The following is a 21,968-nucleotide window of genomic DNA, read 5'->3' as shown; positions in this document are numbered from 1 at the left end:
GCGCGATAGGGCGCCGCGGGAGAGGTTTCAGATGGTTCGGTCGACTGGATGGGCAGGCTTCATCGCGCTGGCGGGACTGGCGCTGGGCGGCTCCGCGCACGCGCAGGCCGTGCACAAGTGCATCGTCAACGGCGCCGCCGTCTACCAGGCCGCGGCCTGCCCGGCGGCGAACGACCAGAAATCGCTGGTGATCCCCGCGCCGCCGAGCCAGCAGGAGCTGCTCGACGCCACGGCCAACGGCCGCCTGCAGAGCGTGCAGCCCGGCGCGACCGCGCCCACGCAGGCCACGCCGCGGCGCTACGACCGCAACAGGACGCTGCTGATCGAGCTGACGCCGTCGCAGCAGGACGCGCCGGCCGCGCCGTCGAACAACTGCGACCAGCTGAACCAGAGCTACCAGGATGCGAAGTACCGGCGCGACGAGCTGTCTGCGCCCGGCAGCGGCGCGACGCGCTCGGCCGCGCTGCAGCGGGCGATCGACGACATGAAGCGGGTCCAGGACCAGGCTGCGAACACGCAGTGCCACCTGCGCTGAGGCGCCGGGGCAGCGCGCGCGGGGAGCGCGCGATCGAACAAGATCTTCGGGGGAGGAAAACATGAACGGACGCGAAACACGCGCCATCGGGGTGATGCTGGCCGCGCTCTTCGGCGCGACGGCCGCGCAGGCGCAGGATGTGCACAAGTGCACCGTCAACGGCTCGGTGACCTACCAGTCCACGCCGTGCCCGTCGGGCGACGTGGTGCTGCAGGCGCCGCCGACGCCCAGCGAGCAGGAGCAGCGCCAGGCGCGCAGCGACCAGTATCGCCAGCAGTTCCAGGCCGCGACCGGACGCATCTTCCGGCCGGTGCCCGTGCCGCCGCCTCCGCCGCCGATGGTCGCCGGTGCCTCCACGACGACGACCATCATCGTGTCGCAAGGCCCGAAGCGCGTGATCATCCGCCAGGTTCGCACCGGCGCGCCGACGCCGGCGCCCAAGCCGCTGACCAACTGCGAGAAGCTCAACCAGGACAACGAGGAGGCGCAGGATCGCCACACGCAGCTGCGCGCGCCCAGCGAGCTGGCCTCGCACGACGAGCTGCTGAAGAAGTCCGAAGCCGACATCGCGCGCATCGCGCAACTGGCGTCGGCCAGCCACTGCAACCTCAAGCACTGACGAGGATGCCGGGCGCGGCGTGAGTCGCGCGTAAACTCCGGTGGGGTATGTCCAGCACCCCGCCCACGCCTCCCAAGACCCGCGCCCCGGTGCTGCCGCGCCAGCCCCTGATGGGGCCTGGCGCCGCCACGAGTGCCGGCCCGGCCGCCGCCATCGAGGACCTGCGCGGCGAGCTGCAGGGCTGGTTCGAGATGTCGCCGCTGGGGCAGGTCGTCTTCGACGAATCCGGCGCCGTGCTGCGCCACAACGCCGCGCTGACGCAGATGCTGGGCCCGCTGCCCGGCCAGTTGCGCGAGACCTCCGACGAATTCCGCCTGCTGCTGGGCTGGCCCGCCGAGCTGCCCGCCGTGGCGGCGACGCGCACGCAGGACGGCTGGCTCGCCAGCGCGTCGGGCGAGCCGCTGCGCGTGCGGGTGCGCGTGCGCGGCGTGCCCACGGGCGGCGGCCGGCTCGCCGGCTCCGCCGCGCGCTGGATCGCGATGTTCGAGGATCGCAATATCGAGGACGAGCGCGACATCGCCCGCGTCGAGATCCAGGCGCTGATGGGAACCGCCGGCATCGGCGTGGCGACCTGGGACGCCGCGCGCGGCTGGGTCGGCTCGGTGCAGCGCGGCTCGCGCACGGGCGCGCCCGACGGCGACGCCACGTCGGCCGGCGGCAGCCTGATGGCCGTCGGCCGCGACCTCGTCGAGGCCGAGTCGATGGCCGACTACGAACGCCTGCAGGCGGCGCTGCGCACGCGCTCGCGCATCGAGGTGCGCTACGCCGTGCGCCATCACGAGAGCGGGCGGCGGTGGCTGATGACGCGCGTCGAGCCGGCCGAGCTCGGGCCGCAGCGCGGCGCCTTCTCGGTCGTGACGGTCGACGTCACCGAGGAAGAGACGGCCCGCCGGCGCAACCAGGACCTGCTGACCGAGCTCACGACCATCCTCGACGTCAGCCCCGCCGGCATCGCCTACCTGCGCGGCGAGGAGCTTGTCCGCTGCAACCACCGGTTCGAGACGCTGCTGGGCGGCAGCGACTATCCCGCGGGCAAGCCCTTCGACGAGATCCTGGCCAGCGCCGGCGTGCCGGCGGAGACCGTGGCGTCGCTGATCGACGCGGTGCGCGACGTCGGCACGCTCGAGACCGAGCTGCTGCTGCCGGCGGGCACGCATCGCCGGACCGCGATCTGGTGCACGCTGGCGCTGCGCCGCACGCACGAGACCGCGCCGGGCGCGATCGGCATGGTGGTGGTGCTGGCCGACGCCACGCGCATGAAGTCGCAGCAGAGCGAGCTCGAGGCGCTGGCGCGCGAGCGCGAGCTGATGTTCAACCTGTCGGACGTGGGTATCGTCTACCAGCGTGACGGCCAGATCGAGCGCGCCAACCAGGCGATGGCGGACCTGGTGGGCTACGCGCCGGAGGCGTTGAAGGGCTCGCCGATGTCGCGCCTGTACGAGAGCGAGGCGGCCTGGCAGCACTACGTGCATCTGGAGACGCGCGACATGGCCACGCTGGGCCGCTCGCACGGCGAGCGCCAGGTGCGGCGGCGCGACGGCGCGTTGTTCTGGGCCCAGGTCAGCACGCGGCCGGTGGCCATCGACAAGCCGTCGGCGGGCACCATCATGTCCTTCGTCAACATCGACGAGCGCCAGCGCGCGCGCGAGTCGCTCGTGCAGCAGGCCGACCGCACGCGCGCCATCCTCGACTCGGTGCTGGTGGGCATCGTCACCGTCGGCGACGCCGGCATCGAGTGGATGAACCGCTCCGCGCGCCGCATGTTCGGCGGCGAGCTGGCCGACTTCATCGGCGCGCCGATCTCGGTGGTCGCCGGGGACGAACTCGACCACCCGCTGCGCCGCACCGACTACGGCGAGACGCTGGAGGAGGGCCAGGCCGAGACCTTCGAATGCCGGCTGCGCGCGCGCGACGGGCGGCACTTCTGGGTCGTCGGCAACGTCGTCGTCACCGGACAGAGCACGGCCAACCGCCAGCTCACCTACGCGCTGCTGGACATCGAGCGCCGCCGCCAGGCCGAGGTCAGCATCGTGCAGGCGCGCGCCAGCCTGCAGCGCATCATCGAGACCGCGCCGCTGGCCATCGCGCTTTTCGACGCGGCGAGCCAGCAGGTGGTGCAGCTGAACCAGATGGCCGCGACCTTCGCGGGCCGGCCGATGAAGGAGATCCTGGGCCGCGTGCCGTCGCAGTGGCTGCCCGGGCCCGAGGGCGCGAAACTGTCGGCCGACCTGCACCGCGCACTCGCCACGCCGGGCAGCGTGCAGCGCGAACTTCGACGTGCAGCGGACGGCGCCGCGGCCGGCGTGGACGGCGAGGGCGCGCACGGCGTGTGGGACATCCGCATCGTCTCGCTGCGCTCCGCCGCCGATGCGCCCGACCAGCTGCTGATGGTGGCGTCCGACGTCACCGCGCAGCGCGCCGCCGACGAGGCGCGCCTGGCCGCCGCGATCGCGCAGCGGGAGATGCTGATCAAGGAAGTGCACCACCGCATCAAGAACAACCTGCAGGGCGTGGCCGGGCTGCTGCAGCAGAGCGCGTCACGGCATCCCGAGGCCGCCGGCGCGATCGCGGAGGCCGTCAGCCAGGTGCACGCGATCGCGCAGGTGCACGGCCTGCAGGTGGGCGTGACCGGGCCGATGCGCGTGCGCGGCGTCGTCGAGGCGATCGCCACATCGGTGCAGCGCATGTTCGGCCGCACCATCCACGTCGAGGTGCACGGCCCGGCGCCGCACCGCTTCGCATTGACCGAGGCCGACTCGATCCCGATCGCGTTGACGGTCAACGAGCTGTTCACCAACGCGATCAAGCACAGCACGCCGGCCGCGGGGGAGGCGGCGACGGACATCCGCTGCCGCGTCGACTGCACCGACGCCACCGTGGCGATCGCCATCGCCAATCGGGGGACGCTCGCGCCCGGGTTCTCGCTGGCGGCCATTCCGGCGGGCGTCTCGGGGCTGGGGCTGGTGCGCTCGCTGCTGCCGCGCAAGGGCGCGCGGCTGGCGCTTCAGGCGCACGGCGACGAGGTCGTCGCCAGGCTGGAGCTGGCGCCGCCGGCGGTGGCGTTGCTGGAGGCGGGTCCGTAGCGAGCAAGCGATCAGCGCGCCTCGGCGGGCAGGTCGATCACGAGCTGGCTCTGGAAGGCCTGGTTCTCGAACACCAGTTCGTCGACCGATGCGGCGTCATTGCGGTTCTGCGCATAGCCGCGCGGGTTGCACACGACCCGGCAGCGGCCGACGCGATAGTCGAAGCTGTCGTGCGCGTGCCCGTGCAGCCACAGGTCGGCCCGCTCGACGAGCTCGGTCAGGTCGCTGACGAATGCCCCGTTGACCGGGCTGCCGGCGAAGCGCGCGTGGATCGAACGCGGATGCGGCGCATGGTGGGTGACGACCACCGTCGGCGTCGCGTGGTCGATCGACAGCTCGCGCGCCAGCCATGCGCGGCTGCGCACGTGCTCGTCAAGCGCCTGCCGGGCTCGGAACGGGCCGGATCCGGTGAGGATGCGCCGATGGTCGAGCAAGAAGTCCTCCGCCACTGTCATCGCCTCCGGCAGCGGGACGCCTGCGAGCCGGTAGTCCGTCCACAACGTGCTGCCGAGGAAGCGCACGCCGCCCAGGGTGACGACGTCGTTGTCCAGGAAGCGCACCGCCGTGCCGTCGGCGGCGCGGCGAAGCTCCGAGCGCAGCGTCTCCCACTGGCTGTCGTAGTACTCGTGGTTGCCCGCCAGGTACAGCACCGGGACGGGCCACGAGGCGAAGCGTTCGATCGCGCGCAGTCCTCGGTGGATGTCCCCGGCCAGGACCAGGACATCGGCGCCGGGCGCCGGAGCGACCAGGCACTCGTGCGGCCAACGCCGGAGCAGTTCCAGGTGCAGGTCCGATGCCAGTTGGATGCGCATGGCGGACACGATAGTCCAGATTCGCGACCAGCCTCCGGCTACACTCGTCGAGCCCGGGCCAGACAGGTTGCCGAAGATGTCGATCGTGCTCTACCACCATCCCTATTCGCGTGCCGCGAACGCCGTCTGGATGCTCGAGGAGGTCGGCGTGCCGTACGAGCTTCGCCCGGTCGACATCATGAAAGGCGCGCAGAAGGCGCCGGACCTGGTGGCGCTCAACCCCATGGGCAAGCTGCCCGTGCTGACCGACGGCGATACGGTCGTGACCGAGTCGGCGGCCATCGGCCTCTACCTGGCCGATCGATACGCCTACGGGCGCATGGCCCCGCGGGTCGATGACGCCGCGCGTGCGACGTATCTGCGCTGGTCGCTGTTCGCGCCATCGGTGATCGAGCCCGGGGTCATGGCGAAACAGGCGGCCTGGGCCTGCAAGGAAACGCAGGCCGGCTGGGGTTCGTACGACGCGATGCTGGACGCCATGGAGTCGGCCATCGCCGATCGCGCATACGTCCTCGGGGACGACTTCTCGATGGCCGATGTCATCTTCGGCGGCACGCTCCGCTTCATGCTGGCCTTCAAGTCGATCGACGCGCGCCCCTCGTTCACGGCCTATGGCGAGCTCCTGGCACAGCGTCCCGCCCTGCAACGAGCCGAGGCGCGCAACGCGGCCCAGCGCGTGGCGCTCGGCCTGGCCTGAGACGGGGCGCGAGGCCCGGCGTCGCGCGACGCCTCGTCGGCCGCCGACGTCTTTTCGCGACGCGTGGCGTCGATTCGTCTCGCGCCCCTGACGCCGTCGCCGACGCATCGACGATCATGGCGGCCATTCCAACGACGACCTCATCGAATGTTCCGTCCGATCGCCTTCCTCGTAGCCGCCGCCTTCGCCGCCGCTGCCGTGTCCGCCACCGAACCGCTCGCCACGGCGAAGACGCCGTCCGTCACGCGAACGCCGCAGGCGCTGCAGGCGGATGTTCTCTTCTGGCGCACGCTGCACGCCGGCGACTACGAACACATCGACGCGGCGCTGCAGGCGAGCACCGCGGCGTACCTGGCCGATCCCGGCGACGCGCTGACCGCGGCGCATGTCGGCTGGCTGCACATCTGGCGCCTGGCCGAGAGCGGGCGCCTCGAGCACCGCCTGCCGACGATCACCGACGACGCGATCCTGGCGCGCCGCTATTTCGAGGAGGCCGTCGCGCTCGATCCGCACGACGCGCGCTTCGAGGGCTTCCTCGCCGCGGCGCAGCTGGCCGAGGGCGGCATCCACCGCGATCCGGCGCTGATGCGCCGCGGGGAATCGACGATGCAGGCCGCCGTGAAGGCGTGGCCCGAATTCAACCTGTTCACGGCCGGCTTCGTGGCGAGCACCGCGCGGGCCGAGTCGGCGGCCTTCCGCGAGGGCCTCGAGCAGCAGTGGCACGACATGGAGGCGTGCCTCGGCGTGCCGGTCGACCGCGCGGATCCCGACATCGCCCGCTACCGCGCCGCCGGCGCGGCGATGAGCGCGGACAAGCTGCGCGCCTGCGGCGACACCGACGCCGCCCCGCACAACGTCGAAGGCTTCTACCTGAACTTCGGCGACATGCTGGTGAAGGCGGGCGACTGGCAGACGGCGCGCAAGGTCTACGCGAACGCCACCCGTCTGCCGGACTTCGCCCACTGGCCGTTCGCGGCGGAGCTGCAGCAGCGCATCGACCGCGCGCCGGACAACGTCGCGGCCTTCAACGGCCCGGGCGCGGGCCGCGGCAAGCCGGGGCCGCAGATGCTGGCCAACTCGAACGCGGCCTGCATGGCCTGCCACCAGCGCTGAGCCGGACGGCGCCCGGCGGCGAACGCCGGTTTACCTACAGCAACCCGCCGTTTGGCCGATTAGGCCAAAATGGCCTCCAATGACCACCGTCCGCCCTCCCCGCAGCGTCACCCACGGCACGCCGTCGTCGCGTACGACCAGCGGGAGCCGCCTGCGATGAGCAAGGGCAAGATCCTCGTCGTCGACGACGACCGCCTCGTGCTGGCGACGGTCACGCACGGCCTGGCCAAGGCCGGCTACGAGATCATCGACGCCGACAACGGCGACGACGCGATCCTGCTGGCGCGCCAGCACCGGCCCGACCTCGCGCTGCTGGACATCCGCATGGAAGGCATGAGCGGCTTCGACGTCGCCGCGTACCTGCGCGAGTCGCTGCAGACGCCGTTCATGTTCCTGTCCGCGTTCGCCGACGACGCCACCGTGGCGCAGGTGAAGGCGCTCGGCGCGGTCGCCTACCTGGTCAAGCCGCTGGACATCGCGCAGATCGTGCCGACCGTGGAGGCCGCGCTGGTGACGGCCCGCGCGCGCCGGGCGAGCGCGCTCACGCCCGCGCCCGCGCCGCACGTCGCGCCCGAGCACATCCGCCCCGACCCGTTCGCGCCGACCTCCGGCTTCGGCGCGCTGCACGAGCCGTCGGCCTCGCCGGTCACCGCGCCCAACAACACGCCCGATCCGCTGGCCGACTCGGTGGCCGTCGCGGTGGGCGTGCTGATGCACCGCTACTCGCTGTCGCGCCGCGAGGCGCTGGCCCGCCTGAACCGCATGGCGTCGGCCGACGGCCTGCTGCTGAAGGCCGAGGCCGAGCGGCTGCTGGATGCGGTGGAGTTGCTGGCGCGCCCGGGCAACGCCTGAGCCAGACCCCTCGGGCGCCGCTGTACCCCCGTCGACGCTGATACAGCGCGTCCGCCATCGACGCGCCCTGTGCCTTGGCCGGCGCCCTCATCGTCCCTACGCTCGGTCTCCAACCTGGAGCCCGACCCGATGACGCAGCTGCTGCCGATGATGATGTATTGTTTCGTGATGTCGATCACCCCGGGCCCGAACAACCTGATGCTGACGGCGTCGGGCGCCAACTTCGGCTATCGCCTGACGCTGCCGCAGGTCCTGGGCTGCGTGATGGGCAACGTCGCGCTGACGCTCATCGCCTGCAACGGCCTGGGCCAGCTGTTCGTCGCGTTCCCCGTCGCGCAGGTCGTGCTGCGCACCGGCGGCGCGCTGTACCTGGTGTGGCTCGCCTGGAAGCTGGCGCAGTCGCGGATGGGCGACGCGCAGGCGCTGCGGCCGCTCACGTTCCTCGAGGGCGTGATGTTCCAGGCCTTCAATCCCAAGAGCTGGATCCGCGCGATCACGCTGGCCTCGGTTTTCATGCCGGCCGGCGCGAACCCGCTGACGGCGGGGCTGGCGATCAGCCTGATCGGCGCGGTCATCGGCTTTCCGTGCATCTCGGCCTGGGCGCTGTTCGGCGTGGCGATGCGCGGCGTGCTGAGCGATCCGCGCAGGCAGCGTGTCTTCAACGTCGCGATGGCCGCCGCGCTCGTCGTGCTGGCCATCGACATTCTTCGCTGATGTTCACGCTCGATCGCTCGTCCCCCATCGCGCTGGCCGACCAGATCGAGGCGCGGCTGCGCGAGTTCGTCGCGCGCGGCCAGCTCCCGGCGGGCGCGCGGCTGACGTCGATCCGCCAGCTCGCGAGCGAACTGGCGGTCAGCCCCAACACGGTGATCACGGCCTACGACCGCCTCGTCGCGTCGGGCGTGATCGACGCGCGCGGCACCGCCGGCTACTTCGTCAACGCGCGCCAGGGCGCGATGCCCGAGGAGGTCGCGCTCGAGGCCGGCGAGGAACAGGAGCCCGTCTGGCTCGCGCAGCAGGCCAACGACCAGCGCGCCGGCATGCTGCTGGCCAGCAGCGGCGCGCTGCCGCCCGCGTGGCTGGAGGACGCGGTGCCCGCCGCCGCGGTGCAGCGCGCGCTGGCGCGCAGCGTCGCCGGCATGGCCTCGCGCTGCCCGCCGCAAGGCATGCCGGAACTGCGCGAGCGGCTCGCGCTGATGCTGCGCGGCATGGGCATTCCCGTCGACGCCGGCCGCATCCTCACCACCTACGGCGGCACGCACGCGATCGACATGATCTGCCGCAGCTTCCTCAAGCCCGGCGACGCGGTGCTGGTGGAGGATCCCGGCTACTTCCTGATGTTCGGCCGCCTGCAGCAGGAGGGCATCCGCGTGCTGCCGATCGCGCGCCGGCACGACGGCGTCGACCTCGCGCAGATGGAGGCCGCCTGCCGCGAGCACAAGCCGCGCCTCGCGTTTCTGCAGACGACGCTTCACAACCCCACCGGCTGGGGCAGCAGCGCGGCCAACCTGCACAAGCTGCTGGTGCTGGCGCAGCAGTACGGCTTCCTGATCGCCGAGGACGACGTCCAGGGCCACTTCCATCCCGGCCAGACGACGCGGCTCGCGGCGCTGTCGGGCCTGGACCGCGTCATCTACTACTCGAGCTTCTGCAAGGCGCTGAGCCCGGCGCTGCGCATGGGCTACATCGCGGCCGATCCGGCGCTGCTGAAGGTGCTGCTGCGCCAGAAGATCTACTCGGTGCTGACCACGCCGGCGCTCAACGAACTCGTGATGCTGGAGGTGCTCGCCGCCGGCCGCTGGCGCAAGCACCTCGACCGCCTGCAACGCCGCCTCGCGAGCGCGCGTCACGCGAGCGAGAAGCAGCTCGCCTCGGCGGGCATCCGCTTCGACCATCCCGGCGAGGGCGGCCTGTTCCTGTGGGGCGAGGTGCCCGAGGGCGTCGACGTCGACCTGCTGGTGCAGGATGCACTGCGCAACAAGATCCTGCTGGTGCGCGGCGCCACCTTCATGGCGGACGGCAACGCCGATCCCCACATCCGCTTCAACGTGGCGATGTGCCAGGCGCCGACGGTGGCGGACTACCTGCGCGAGCGCCTGGGCGCCGTGACGGGTGCGCAGCGCGCCTTGCTGCGCGCGGCCGGCCAGCCGGGCTGAGGCTCGCGGCGCCGGAAGGCGCTCACTTCTTCTCCTTGCCGATGCCGAGTCGCTCCAGCGTCTCGGCCGCGCGCCCGAGGCCCGCGAACCGGAGCACGAGCAGGATGGTCGGCGCGTAGATCGCCAGCGCGCTGAGCCACTTCTCGCGGTGCGCCAGCACGTCGGCGCCGATGGCCTGGTAGGCGAGCGAACGCCGCCACTGCGGATCGCCCGCGCCCATCCACTGCACCTGGACGAACACCAGCGCCAGGATTCCGAAACTGAAGGCCCCGAAGCCGCAGACCTTCTGGATCAACGGGTCCTTGGCCGTGGAACCCCGCCAGACGAAGTAGCCGAAGACGGTGGCAAAGGCCACCCAGTCGGCATGCGCGACGCCCCAGCCGACCGTCTCCTCGAGGCGGACCGCGAGCAGGTACCAGAGCAGCAGCAGCCCGCCGAAGGCGCTGGCCGCGAGGATGGCGGAGACGAGCGTCGACAGGCGCTCGCCGAGCCGGTCGGCGAGCGCCTTCTTTCTCCGCGACACCTGCAGTTCGGCGACCAGGTCGCCTGCCGGATCGATCGCGATGCGTCGGCCGACCACGTCGTACAGCACCGTCTCGCCCTTCTCGGCCAGCGTGACTTCCTGGAGATCGAGAAGTGCCGACGAGGCGTCTGGATCGGTCGCGAGCACGCGCTTGCCGTCCTTCTCGACGATCGCCAGCGAAACCGACCCTGAACTCGCCATGGAACCCTCCGACGGAGCCACGTGGCCCCGTCGAATGGTACGTCGAGCCTGTCGCCTTGCCCGCGCGCGATGCAGGATGGGGGGAGGCTCGTGGCGACAGTTGCCTGAGCCGGCCGTGTTGTCGCATGATGCAACTCGACGAAGCGATTCGATGCATGCGCGGCGGCCCGTGGCGAAACTTCCATGGAGGAAGATGGGGTGAAGAGTCTTCTGTCACTCGGCGGGCGCGGCTTGCGATCGTGGGCTGCCGCGCTTGCGTGGACGACGCTCGTGCTGCCGGCCTCGGCGCTCGCGATCGATTCGAAGTGTCGCGACGACATCCGCCCCGTGGACGACAACCCGCTCGGCTATCGCCTGCGCGGCAACCGCTGCGAGGGACTCTACTGGTCGCCGCACGCGTCCGATGCGGCCATCACCGTGCTCGCGGTGGCGACCGGCGCGCCGGCGGCCGCACTGCCGGGGGAGGGCGTGCTGCACCTCGGATGGTCGGGCCGCGTGTCGGGCGCGATCGGCGATGCCGTCCAGATCCAGGCAATCAGCCTGCGGCCGGGATTGTTCTATCGCATGGACGCCACGGCGAGCCTGGGCGGCGGCCGCTTCGACTGGCCCACCGACGTGGTCCGCGGCCTGTCGCTGCGTGGCGATGAAATCGCGCTGCGTGTCCAGGCGCGCGCCCGGATCGGCCAGGTCACGTGGCCCATATTGCTGCCGCTGTCGCTTTCCGGCGGTGCGACGGAGGGCGCGGGCGTCCGGGTGCTGGTCACGTCCACCGTTGCGCTTTTCGCGATCAGCTGGGAGTGTCTGCGGATCGAATCCAGCGGCATGCCTGCCCAGAGCGTCGCCAGGGGTCGGGCCGGCGGCCCCTTCCGGGCGGACGAAGTCGTCACGCTCGAGGTCGCCGCGCCCGGGTCGCGCGAGCCCTGCTATCTCGACATCGTCGGCGAGCCGGTCGTCGCGAGCAACATGACGCCACCGAGTGCGCACGTCGTCGTCCAGATGCCGTCGAACCCGGTGCGGGAGCCGAGGGCCGCAAGCCGTGCCCGATGACGGCGACGCCCGGCTCGAGAGCCTTCTGGAAGCCCGCAAGGCGGCGCTGCTCGACGCCGTCCTGGCCGCCGACGGCAAGGTCGACCGGGACGAACTCGCCGACTGCGAAGCGCTCAGCAAGACGCTCGCGTTGATCCGCGAGCCGCGGCGCCCGCGGCGGATGGTTCACGTGCTGATCGTCGCTGCGGTCGCGCTCGTCCTCGCCAGCCTCGCACTCATCCGGCTGCCCAGTGTGCGCATCGGTCTCCATGCCAAGGCGACGCAGGCAGCCATCGTCACCAGCCAGGCCGTGACGCTGGCGCGGCATTTCGAGGTCCGCTGGATCACGATCGAAGGCCAGGCGTTGACCCAGGTGGCACCCGACCAGGAGGCGCCGACGACGTTCGCGGCGCGCGTCGTCCGGCTCGAGTCGACGGGCGACGCGGCCGGCGCGCACCTCGAGGTGCAGCTGCCCGACGTCCCGGCCGGCAGCCAGGTCGTCGTCGACGCCAGCTTCGGCGATGGCAGCATCGGGCTGACGGTGTGCGGGCTGGACGAGCCGTTGGCGCTGCAGGCCACGGGGCCGGTGCGGATCGTGTCGAACAGCGAGCTTGTCTTGCGGCCGGCGCAGCGGGCACGGATCGTCGTCGCACCCGTCGAGGCCACGACCGGGACGGTTGGCAAGGCACCGGGCTCGGCTTGCCCGGCCGAACGCGCGCTGACGCTGCGCATGGCGCCGGTCGCGGCCGCGATCGAGCTTCAACCGAATCTTCCGGTGACGGACCTTCGCCTGTACGCCGATGAGCGCATGCCCGACGGCACCCTCGAAGTGCAATCCACGCTTCTCGAGGGCAAGCTGCAGTTCGGCTTGGCGAAGTCGCCGGCCCGGACGCTGCAGAAGAACGAATTGCTGGGGCTCGAATCGGCCAGCGGCCGGATGCGCACCCTGCGCGTCGCACCCTCGGCCGTATCGCTCGACTTCGACGGCAAGGCACGCGACGTGCAGATCGGACCGTCCTACGCGCGCCAGTCCCTCACGCCGCGACTTCTCGAATGGTGGTTGTCGCAGGACCTGCTGCTGCTCACGTGGTCGAGCGGCCTGGCGATCCTGGGCGTCTTGCTGGGAGTGTGGCGATGGATGGACGGCAGCAAGTGAACGTGCGTCGCGCAGGTTCCCGGTGGCTCGCGGCGCTGTGCGGCCTCGTGCTGCTCGCCGCGCTTCATCCTCCGGCGCGGGCCGCGCGACTGGACGATGCGCAGCGCCTGGTGGTGATGATCGAGACCCGGTTGGGCGGGCGCACGCACCAGGGCGCCGGCATCGTGTTCTCGGTGGCGGGCGACACGGCCTATGCGTTCACGGCCGATCACCTGGTGCGCGATCCCTCGGCGCCGCAGGGTTCGACGGAGACCGCGACGCGCACGGACGTCTATTTCAAGGATCTGCCGCGGACGCCGATCGCCGCGAAGGTGCTTCCCGCACATGACCTCCGGGACGACATTGCGGTGATCGAGATCAGGGGCTTGCACGAAGCGGGGCTGGACGGCGCCGCCCGCCTTCCTTTCGAACTGATCACGGGATCCTCGGCGCTGCCGCAACGCACAGAGGTCTACCCGGTCGGCTACCCGGGCGGACTCGGATGGGGGATGCCGCTGCGTCCCGACCTGTTCGATCGCCGGGAGTCGGACAGGATCCTGTTCCAGAGCGACTATGTCCACGAAGGGCATTCCGGCGGGGGCTTGTTCACCGCCGACGGGCATCTCGTCGGCATGATCCTCGCGGTGGCCCAGGCGCCCACCGTCGCGGCGCTGCCGGTCGAATCCGCGCTGGAGTTCCTGCGGCGCAGCGGCTTCAGCGTCGGCGTGCAGGAGGCTGCCGGCCCGTCGGCCACGACCCTCGCCGCATCGCCGGCCGCCGCCCGCCCGGGCGACGACGCGGCGATCGAGGACGAGGGCGCCGACGGCAGGATCTTCTTGCGGCGGACACGATGGGGCGGATTCGGGCAGGACGGCGACGAGCGCTGGATCCGGATCTCGATCAGCCGCATCTCCGGCTTGCCGAAGGGCGTCTTCGATGGATGGTTCAACGGCGTCGAGATGATGCTGCTGGACGAGAACCGGCGCGAGCACACGTTCGGACTGTCCAAGGATCTTCGTGAAGTGGTCTCCAGTCCCCTTCCGGTCGACGGCCTGGGCGACGTCAGGCTGCGTGTCCAGAGCCACGGGTTCATCAGCAGGAAGGACATCACGCAATCGCAGCAGCTGTCGCTGCGGCAGTTGCAGGAGGGGCAGGTGCTCCGGCTGCCCTATACCGACAACGTGCTGGCCGAACTGCCGCAGGCGGGCGGGACGCAGGAAGTGCGGATGTTCGTCAAGGCCGTGCCGTTCTCGCCCGACGAGCATTCCGGCCCGGATCGGAACGAGGCGGGTGCGTCGCCGCTGCTGCGCGGCTCGCTCGTGCAAGGCAAGGTGGATTTCGACGCGGGCAATGCGACCGATCACCTGGTCGTGGCGCCAGCGTCCGGTGGCGATTGCCGTGGCGTCGCGTGGGTGGGTGCCATCGGCGAGGCGACGCTCGCGTCCTCGCTGCTGTCTTCGGGCGAGCCCAGCGCGCGGCGCATCGTGTCGGATCGATACACGCTGACGAAGATGCGCAGCCAACCGGCGCCGTTCACGCAGGTGCTCTACGACTTGCGCTGCGAGCAGAAGGCGATGCTGCGTGTCCAGGCCGGCGACGTCGGTGCGCAAGCCGACTATGCGATCTACGTCGGCACGGGCAGGCCCGATGCGAAGGCGCTCGGCGCCCTGGTCGGACGGTGGCTCGACGCCTGGGTGTCGCCGACGTTCTTCGACCAGCGCGAGTCGTTCGACATCGACAAGGTTCAGCGCGGCATCGCGCTGCTCGGCCACGCGACGTCCACGCGCGTGCAGGACCTCGCCCTGGTGTACGAGGACCGGCTCGAGCACTCCGCGACGAGCACGCTGCTGGAACACCTGATCGCCGCCCAGCGCGACGAGCTGGAAGCTGCGCTGGCGACGTGCTGCGCCGCGGCATCCGCGCTGCGCTTCGAGCTGCAGTTGCTGAGGGCCGAGGCAGGCCTGCCGTTCGATCGGCGTCCCCTGCAGTGGGGCGTCGGGGAGGGCGCGCTCGTGGTGGGCTCCGACCAGGTCGAGCGCGCGAAGGCCGTGCTGGGCAGCGCGCGCTGATCGACCGCGCGACTGGAGGACCCGTTGACGGCGCCCCAGTCACACTGACGGCGGCTCCGGCCCGCGAGCCGCGAATTCCCTCGCGGAAATTCTTTCCCGGAGGGCATCGATGCGATTGCCGGCGTCAAGTAAGCGCGCGTCGAGATCGAGCGGCCGAGCCCGGCGCATGAAAGGTCCTGGTCGACGCCGTGGCTATGATCGCGACGATGAACTTCGCCGCACACCTTGCATCGAGCGCCGCCCGCGTCGCATCACTGGTCGTCGGCGCGAGTCTCCTGCTGACCGGTTGCTACAACGACGCGCACGAATATCGCCGCCTCGTCGAATCGAATGCGACGGTCGCGGGCTCGGTCGCCGACGTGGACTGCGGCTCGCACGGCCTGGTGATCTATTCGTTCGTCGCCAACGGCGTCGAGCATCGGGCGAAGGCGCCGGCCAGTTTGATCCGGTGCGACTCGGCGCGAAAGGGCGATCCGGTGACCGTCTTCTACGATCCGGCGCATCCCGAGGTGAACACGCTGCTGACGCCGCAGCAGGCCTACGAACAGCGCCGAGGCTGGTACATGCCCGACGTGGCGGTCGTCGCCGGCATGCCGCTGTTCATCGTCGCCTTCAGCCTGTTCGCCTACGCGCGCAGGCAACGGCCGGCCCGCGCGGGCGAAGCTCAGGGCAACGTGAAGTAGAACCGTGCGCCCTTGCCGACTTCCGACTCGGCCCAGATGTCGCCGCCGTGGCGCCGGATGATGCGCCGCACCGACGCCAGCCCGACGCCCGTGCCCTGGAAGTCCTTGGCGCTGTGCAGCCGCTGGAACACGCCGAACAGGCGGTCGGCGAAGCGCATGTCGAAGCCGGCGCCGGCGTCGGCGACGACGAAGGTGGGCGTGCCGGCGAGCATCTCGCGCTTGAGTTCGATGCGCGTGGTCGGGCTCTGGCTGCTGTACTTCCACGCGTTGCCGACCAGGTTCTCGATGGCGATGCGCATCAGCGTCGGGTCGCCCTGGATCACGAGGCCCGGCTCGATGTGGATGTCCGCCTCACGCTCCGGTTCGTTGCTGCGAAGGTCTTCCAGCACATAGCGCGCGAGCTGCGACAGGTCGACCGGCTGGCGCTTGATCGGCTGCGACTGCAGGCGCGACAGCGCGAGCAGCGAGTCGATCATGCTGTTCATGCGCGCGGCGGCGGCCAGGATGCGGTCGGTGTGGTCGTTGCCGATGCGGTCGAGGAAGCGGCCGTAGTCCTCCTTGAGGATGCGGGCGAAGCCCTCGACGACGCGGATCGGTGCGCGCAGGTCGTGCGAGACCGTATAGATGAAGGACTCCTGGTCGGCGTTGTCGGCGGCGGTCGCGGCCGACGGCTCCGCCGCGACGGCCGCGGGCGGCGCGGGCGCGGGCAGGGCGGGCGCCGCCGGGGCGGCCGCGGCGCGCAGGATCACGATGCGGCCGGCGTGCGCGTCGTCCTCGCTGGCGACGTACGTCCAGCTGACGCGCCATTCGCCGACTGCGCGCGTCTCGCCGGCGGGCATCTCGGCCAGCGCGCGGTCGATCGCCGCGGGCAGGCGGGCGCAGACGGCGGCCCAGTCGGGCGCGCCGGTGAACTCGTCCTCCGGCGACAGCGACATGCCGAACAGCGCGCGCGTGCCCGCGCCCTGGGCCTCGAGGCGCCAGGGCGCGCCGGCGTCGAGCCGGCGGAACACGAGCACGGTGGCGTCGGGCTGGGCAAGCAGCTCGACCAGCGCGGCGTGGCCGAAGCCGGCGGCGTCGCTCTCGCCGACCGGCCGGGCCGTGCCGAAATACCCGAGGAAGTACCCCTCGCCGTCGTGGCGCGGCTCGCCGCGCACGCTCCACAGCGAGCTCGTCTCGCCGAGCTGCAGCAGCACGCGCTGCTCGGTGATCGGCGCGTGCGCCGCCAGCTGGCGCGACAGCGGCGAGCTGGCGGGCGAACCGGCCGTCGCAGCGGAAATGCCCTCGGCGCCGGGCAGCGGCTGGGCGATCGCGGTGAGCGCGGCGCCCAGCGGCGGGCCGATCTTCCAGCCGGCCGGGCGGCGCGCCGGCGGGCGCCAGGTGGTCAGGCGGTGGGCGGCGTCGGTCTCCCACATCCAGTGGTCGGCCAGCGCGAGCAGGCGGGTCCGATCCTCGGTGGCCTCGCGCAGCGCGGCGGCGCCGCGGGCCTTCATCCACAACGCACCCACCAGCGCGCTGATGGCGCCGAAGCCGGCCAGCGCCAGGATCGCGAACACGGCGAGTGTGGGAGTCATCGAGTCTGCGGAAGCGACATGGGGCGGATTGTAAGGAGCAAAGATCGACGATCCCGCGCGCGAGCCCTTCAGTAATCGTTGGCGCTGCCGAAGAGCCGTGTGGGGAGGTCGTGACAGATTTCCCGTCCGGACGCGATCGTGGCACCCGCAGGCGTCCGGATTGCTCAGCCTTGGCCGACGCCCGTCCGCCGGCCAAAGGCCTGCCTCGTGCGGAGTATTTCGCCATTGACGCCCTTGTCGCGCACGGACATGCTTACATTACAGGGCGAGAATGGATGAGATCCAAATATTCAGGGTGCGATGGTCGATTTGAATAACTCCGGGATCGATGGCACGGCGACGAAGCCGGTGCTGGATGCCGCCTGCATGGCCGAGTTGCGGGCGCTGGATCCGGACGGCAAGGCCCAGTTGGTCAAGCGCGTGCTGGCCACCTACCAGACCTCGCTGGCGAAGCTGGTCGCCCAACTGCAGCTGGCGCGCACGGAAGGCGCCTGGGACCAGGTCTCGCGAGTCGCCCACACGCTCAAGTCGTCGTCGGCCAGCATCGGGGCGCTGGCGCTGTCCGCGCTGTGCGCCGAGATCGAGCGCCTGCTGCGCGCCGGCGACAGCAACGGCGCGCAGCCGCTGATCGACCAGTTCCAGGCCGAGGTCCAGCGCGTGGACGGCGCCGTCCGCCAGACCCTGCAGCAACTCGAAGCGGCGGCCTCATGACGCTTCACCACGGCGTGAGCCTGGAAGCAACGGATCGTCGTCCGACGGTGCTGCTCGTCGACGACGACGAGGTCAACCTCCTGATGACCGCCGCGGCGCTGCGCGATCGCGGCTTCGACATCACCTCCACCACCGGCGGCGAGGAAGCGCTCACGCGCCTGGCCAGCTGGACGCCCGACGTCGTCGTGCTCGACGCCATCATGCCCGGCCTCGACGGCTTCGAAACCTGTGTCGCGCTGCGCAACATGCCAGGCTTCGACAACGTGCCGGTGCTGATGCTGACCGGCCTCGACGACGAGGCCTCGATCAACCGCGCCTACCAGGTTGGCGCGACGGACTTCTTCGTCAAGGCCACGCAGTGGAGCCTGCTCGCCGGGCGCCTGCGCTACCTGCTGCGCGCGTCGCGCACGCGGCAGGAGCTGGAACGCAGCAAGGCCAAGCTCGCCCGCGCGCAGGATCTCGCCCGCATGGGCTCGTTCGACTGGTGGCAGGACGAAGGCCGCAGCTTCGTCAACGGGCTCGAGCTGTCGGAAGAGGGTTTGCGCGTGTTCGGCTACGGGCCGGACGACCGCGTCAACCTGCGCGACATGCTGCGCATGATCGCGCCCACCGACCGCGAGCCGCTGGTGCGGCTGGCGCGCCAGATCCTGTACCAGGTCTCCGTCATCGCCACCGACGTGCCGATGACGCTGCCCGACGGCCGCTTCCGCATCATCCACGTCGAGGCCGAGCCCGAGTTCGACGAGCACGGCCACTGCTGCGCCTACACGGGCATCGTGCAGGACGTGACCGACCGCCGCATCGCGGAAGACCGCATCCGCCACCTGGCCAACTACGACGCGTTGACCAACCTGCCGAATCGTCGCCAGCTGATCTGGCGCGCCGAGCGGGCACTCGAATTCGGCCGCCGGCTGGGCCACCAGGTGGCGCTGCTGCTGATCGATCTCGACCGCTTCAAGGTCATCAACGACACGCTGGGCCACGCCGCTGGCGACGAGCTGTTGATGGAGGTCGCGTTCCGCCTGCGCGGCTGCGTGCGCCATTGCGAGCAGCTGTTCGAGGGCGTGATCGAGACCGCGGGCTCGCGCTCGCACCGTACGCTGGAGGCCGTGGGCCGTCTCGGCGGCGACGAGTTCGTCGCGCTGCTGCCCGAGGTCGCCGACGAGGCCGACGCGCAGCGCGTCGCCACTCGCATCCTCGAGGCCCTGCGCGAGCCGGTCGTCGTGGCGGGGCAGGACTGCTTCGCCACCGCGTCGGTCGGCATCGCGCTGTTCCCGCGCGACGGCAACACCGTGGCCGACCTGCTGCGCAACTCGGACGTCGCGATGTACGCCGTCAAGTCGCAGGGCCGCAACGACGCGCTGGTCTACACGCCTCGTCTCGCCGGCCGCGGCCGCGAGAAGCTGGCGCTGGAGAGCGCGCTGCACAAGGCGATCGAGCGCGACGAACTGGTGCTGTATTACCAGCCCAAGGTCGACGTCAGCAACGGCAAGATGGTGGGCGTCGAGGCGCTGATGCGCTGGCGCCGTGGCGACCTGCTGATCCAGCCGGCCGACTTCATCCCCGTCGCCGAGGAGACCGGCCTCATCGTTCCGATGAGCGAGTGGGCGCTGCGCCAGGCCGCCAAGCAGGCGCGCATCTGGGCCGACGCGTTCGGCTTCTCCGATTCGATCGCCGTCAACATGCCCAACCGCATGTTCGAGCGCACCGACCTGATCGAGCAGATCTCGGCGGCCGTGCGCGACGAGGGCATCCCGCACAGCATGATCCAGCTCGAGATCACCGAGACGGGCCTGATGAAGGACCTGCAGCGCGTGATCCCGTCGCTGCACCGGCTCACCGAGATCGGCGTGCAGATCGCCGTCGATGACTTCGGCACCGGCTATTCGTCGCTCGCGTACCTGACCTCGCTGCCGATCGCCGAGGTCAAGATCGACCGCAGCTTCGTGCGCGATCTCGGGGTGCTGCCACAGAGTCTTGCGGTTGTTACCGCGATCATCGCGCTGGCGAAGTCGCTCGACCTCAAGGTGGTGGCCGAAGGGGTCGAAAACCAGAGGCAGCAGGACGTGCTGTACGGAGAGGGCTGCTCGCTGATGCAGGGGTTCCTGTTCAGCAAGCCGCTGCCTCCGGAGGACATCCAGGTCTGGATGGAGCAGGTCGTCCTGCCCCGCAAGGCGCCGTGGATGCCGCCTGCCTCGAAGGCGCGGACCGGGACCGACGATGTCGTCGACGTCGGTCGGCGCTCGTAAAACCCCGCGCGGACCGCCGCGCCAAGACTGCCGCGCCCCATGCCGAAACCGTCCGCCGCCGAGACCGCCAAGGCCGCGCTGCGCCGCCTGGCGTTGTCCAAGCTGGAGCCCACGCCCGAGAACTACGCCCGTGCCTGGGCCGAGGAGGGCGGCGCGCCGCCCGCGGCCGCGCCGGCGCCGGCCGCTCCCGCGCCGGCCGCGTCCAATGCCAAGGCCAAGAACGTCCACGACCGCATCGCCGCGCGCCTGTTCGAGGACGGCACGCAGCGCGAGGAGTTCTCGCAGGCGATGCAGCGCGCCGACTGGGAAGCGGCGCGCGGCCACGTCGAACGCGCCGCCGAATCCCAGCTCGCGCTCGCCCAGGGCTTCGCGCAGACGATCGAGAAGCTCGCCCGCGGCCTCGAGCGCGGCGGCCGCCAGTGGACGGCCGCGCGCAAGAAGGACAGCCTGCAGCGCGTGCTGGAGGCGAACCGCAGCGACATCGCGCGGCTGCACCAGCGCCTGAAGCAGCTCGTCGCGTCTTGGGACGGCGACATCACCGACGACACCATCTCGGTCGACGAGAGCGCCGACGGCCAGGACGCGCCGTCGACCCGGGGCGTCGAGACGCTGGACTCCGGCAGCGATTCGGCGCCGCAGCCGACCGCGGATCGCGGCGCGTCCGAACTCGACGTGTCGCACGGCGACTGGCCGCCCGTGCTGTCGCAATACGACGCGACACTGCACGTGGCGCTGCCCGTCGACGACGAGCGCGCCCTCGAGATCGCCGGCGAGCTGCGCGAGCTGCAGGCCGGCCTGCTGCGCGACGGCGCCACCGCGCCGCTGCGCGCGCAGGCCGAGGCCGTGTGCGAGCGCGCGCGCCGGCTGCTCGCGCATCGCCACCACCTCGTCGACGAACTGCATCGCCTGACGCTGGAGATGAGTGCCGGCCTGGCCGAAGTGGCCGAGGAGGGCAGCTGGGTCAAGGGCCAGACCGAGAGCCTGAAGCTGAGCCTCGGCGACTCGCCCAGCGTGCGCTCGGTGCGCGCCGCCAGCGAGATGCTCGCGCAGACGCGTGCGCGCCAGGCGCGCGTGCGCGCGGAACGCGACAGCGCGCGCACGGCGCTGAAGGACGCGATCTCGCAGATGCTCACCGAGCTCGACGCGCTGGGCGACCACACGGGCCGCTTCTCCGACAACGTCGCGCGCTACGTCGACACGATCGCCGGCGCCGACTCGCTGGAGAGCCTGGCCAGCGTCGTGCGCCAGATGGTCGAGGAAGGCCGCGCGGTGCACGGGCTCGTCAGCGAGACGCAGGGCCGCATCAACGAGGGCCGCCAGCGCGCGGCCGAACTCGAGGCGCGGGTGCAGTCACTCGAGAGCGAGCTGCGGCGGCTGTCCGACGAGGTCTCCACCGACGTGCTGACCGAGGTCGCCAACCGGCGCGGCCTGATGCAGGCGTTCGACGTCGAGACCGCGCGCCTGGAGCGCCAGGGCGGCGAGCTCGCGATCGGGCTGCTGGACATCGACAACTTCAAGAAGCTCAACGACACGCTGGGCCACTCGGTGGGCGACATGGCGCTGAAGACGCTGGCCGGCCACGTGCAGAAGCAGCTGCGCGCGGTCGACATCGTGGCGCGCTTCGGCGGCGAGGAGTTCGTCGTGCTGTTGCCCGGCGTGCCGGTCGACGAGGCGCAGGTCACGCTGACGCGCCTGCAGCGCACGCTGTCGGCCAGTCTCTTCATGCATGACGGGCGCGAGGTGTTCGTCACGTTCTCGGCCGGCGTCACGCAGTTCCGGCCGGGCGAGGCGCTCGAGGCCGCGCTGGAGCGCGCCGACGAGGCGCTCTACGAGGCCAAGCGCACCGGGAAGAACCGCACCTGCATCGGCTGAGCGCGGCCGGTGCGGCGCGTCGATTGCCGAGGCGGTATCGTCGCAGCCGAGGAGAGCGTTC

Annotated in this window: 18 protein-coding genes; 15 read left to right on the top strand and 3 right to left on the bottom strand. The window is 71.2% G+C overall.

Annotated elements, in window-relative coordinates:
• Positions 1–31: 31 nt before the first annotated feature.
• The 3 genes from LPC04_RS02590 (at position 32) to LPC04_RS02580 (ending at position 4,237) form a co-directional block, all read left to right on the top strand.
• Entirely contained in the window at positions 32–535 is a 504-nt protein-coding gene (locus tag LPC04_RS02590) for a hypothetical protein (protein WP_275680618.1), read from the top strand.
• 61 nt (positions 536–596) lie between these two features.
• Positions 597–1,154, top strand: coding sequence for a hypothetical protein (locus LPC04_RS02585; protein ID WP_275680617.1), 558 nt, complete (start codon positions 597–599; stop codon positions 1,152–1,154).
• 47 nt (positions 1,155–1,201) lie between these two features.
• Positions 1,202–4,237 carry a PAS domain S-box protein gene (locus LPC04_RS02580; protein ID WP_275680616.1) on the top strand — a complete coding sequence of 1,012 codons (3,036 nt, stop codon included), beginning with the start codon at positions 1,202–1,204 and terminating at the stop codon, positions 4,235–4,237.
• An 11-nt stretch (positions 4,238–4,248) separates the two neighbouring features.
• Here the strand turns inward: LPC04_RS02580 and LPC04_RS02575 are convergent, their stop codons facing one another.
• On the bottom strand, positions 4,249–5,049 hold the full coding sequence (locus LPC04_RS02575) for a metallophosphoesterase (protein WP_275680615.1): 801 nt from the start codon (positions 5,047–5,049) through the stop codon (positions 4,249–4,251).
• On the opposite strand from LPC04_RS02575, the gene LPC04_RS02570 reads away from it, so the two are divergent.
• From LPC04_RS02570 to LPC04_RS02550, 5 genes are all read left to right on the top strand, one after another.
• Positions 5,042–5,746, top strand: coding sequence for a glutathione S-transferase family protein (locus tag LPC04_RS02570; RefSeq protein WP_275680614.1), 705 nt, complete (start codon positions 5,042–5,044; stop codon positions 5,744–5,746). The two genes, LPC04_RS02575 and LPC04_RS02570, sit on opposite strands and share 8 nt — an antisense overlap.
• A 147-nt stretch (positions 5,747–5,893) precedes the next feature.
• Positions 5,894–6,859 (top strand): hypothetical protein, encoded by a 966-nt coding sequence (locus tag LPC04_RS02565; protein WP_275680613.1) that lies wholly within the window; start codon positions 5,894–5,896, stop codon positions 6,857–6,859.
• Between the two features lie 156 nt (positions 6,860–7,015).
• On the top strand, positions 7,016–7,711 hold the full coding sequence (locus LPC04_RS02560; RefSeq protein WP_275680612.1) for a response regulator: 696 nt from the start codon (positions 7,016–7,018) through the stop codon (positions 7,709–7,711).
• A 129-nt stretch (positions 7,712–7,840) separates the two neighbouring features.
• The gene (locus tag LPC04_RS02555; protein ID WP_275680611.1) at positions 7,841–8,425 is read left to right on the top strand and encodes a LysE family translocator; all 585 of its coding nucleotides are present in this window, start codon (positions 7,841–7,843) and stop codon (positions 8,423–8,425) included.
• Positions 8,425–9,867, top strand: coding sequence for an aminotransferase-like domain-containing protein (locus LPC04_RS02550; RefSeq protein WP_275680610.1), 1,443 nt, complete (start codon positions 8,425–8,427; stop codon positions 9,865–9,867). The genes LPC04_RS02555 and LPC04_RS02550 overlap by 1 nt, the downstream gene beginning before the upstream one ends.
• 22 nt (positions 9,868–9,889) lie before the next feature.
• Here the strand turns inward: LPC04_RS02550 and LPC04_RS02545 are convergent, their stop codons facing one another.
• Positions 9,890–10,591, bottom strand: a complete 702-nt coding sequence (locus tag LPC04_RS02545) for a hypothetical protein (protein ID WP_275680609.1) — start codon at positions 10,589–10,591, stop codon at positions 9,890–9,892.
• Positions 10,592–10,789: 198 nt separating this feature from the next.
• On the opposite strand from LPC04_RS02545, the gene LPC04_RS02540 reads away from it, so the two are divergent.
• The 4 genes from LPC04_RS02540 (at position 10,790) to LPC04_RS02525 (ending at position 15,504) form a co-directional block, all read left to right on the top strand.
• Positions 10,790–11,638 (top strand): hypothetical protein, encoded by an 849-nt coding sequence (locus LPC04_RS02540; protein ID WP_275680608.1) that lies wholly within the window; start codon positions 10,790–10,792, stop codon positions 11,636–11,638.
• Positions 11,628–12,773 (top strand): hypothetical protein, encoded by a 1,146-nt coding sequence (locus LPC04_RS02535; RefSeq protein WP_275680607.1) that lies wholly within the window; start codon positions 11,628–11,630, stop codon positions 12,771–12,773. Before LPC04_RS02540 ends, LPC04_RS02535 begins: the two co-directional genes overlap by 11 nt.
• Complete coding sequence (locus tag LPC04_RS02530; protein ID WP_275680606.1) at positions 12,671–14,821, top strand: S1 family peptidase; 2,151 nt, start codon at positions 12,671–12,673, stop codon at positions 14,819–14,821. The genes LPC04_RS02535 and LPC04_RS02530 overlap by 103 nt, the downstream gene beginning before the upstream one ends.
• Before the next feature lie 206 nt (positions 14,822–15,027).
• Positions 15,028–15,504, top strand: coding sequence for a DUF3592 domain-containing protein (locus LPC04_RS02525; RefSeq protein WP_275680605.1), 477 nt, complete (start codon positions 15,028–15,030; stop codon positions 15,502–15,504).
• On the opposite strand, the gene LPC04_RS02520 is transcribed toward LPC04_RS02525, so the two are convergent.
• On the bottom strand, positions 15,486–17,075 hold the full coding sequence (locus LPC04_RS02520) for a sensor histidine kinase (protein ID WP_275680604.1): 1,590 nt from the start codon (positions 17,073–17,075) through the stop codon (positions 15,486–15,488). The two genes, LPC04_RS02525 and LPC04_RS02520, sit on opposite strands and share 19 nt — an antisense overlap.
• A gap of 300 nt (positions 17,076–17,375) precedes the next feature.
• Here LPC04_RS02520 and LPC04_RS02515 point away from each other — a divergent pair, with 300 nt between their 5' ends.
• Genes LPC04_RS02515 through LPC04_RS02505 form a run of 3 tightly spaced genes read left to right on the top strand, consistent with a single transcriptional unit; the run spans position 17,376 to position 21,907 of the window.
• Positions 17,376–17,786: an Hpt domain-containing protein gene (locus tag LPC04_RS02515; protein ID WP_275680603.1), complete on the top strand. Its 411-nt coding sequence runs from the start codon at positions 17,376–17,378 to the stop codon at positions 17,784–17,786.
• The gene (locus LPC04_RS02510; protein ID WP_275680602.1) at positions 17,783–20,035 is read left to right on the top strand and encodes a putative bifunctional diguanylate cyclase/phosphodiesterase; all 2,253 of its coding nucleotides are present in this window, start codon (positions 17,783–17,785) and stop codon (positions 20,033–20,035) included. Before LPC04_RS02515 ends, LPC04_RS02510 begins: the two co-directional genes overlap by 4 nt.
• A 39-nt stretch (positions 20,036–20,074) precedes the next feature.
• A complete protein-coding gene (locus tag LPC04_RS02505; RefSeq protein ID WP_275680601.1) occupies positions 20,075–21,907 on the top strand; it encodes a GGDEF domain-containing protein in 1,833 nt (610 codons plus the stop codon).
• Positions 21,908–21,968: the final 61 nt, after the last annotated feature.

The sequence above is a fragment of the Scleromatobacter humisilvae genome (assembly GCF_023231945.1).
GTDB lineage: Bacteria > Pseudomonadota > Gammaproteobacteria > Burkholderiales > Burkholderiaceae_C > Scleromatobacter > Scleromatobacter humisilvae.
The sequence above is the reverse complement of the archived record's forward strand: the minus strand, read 5'-3'. Positions and strand labels throughout refer to the sequence as shown.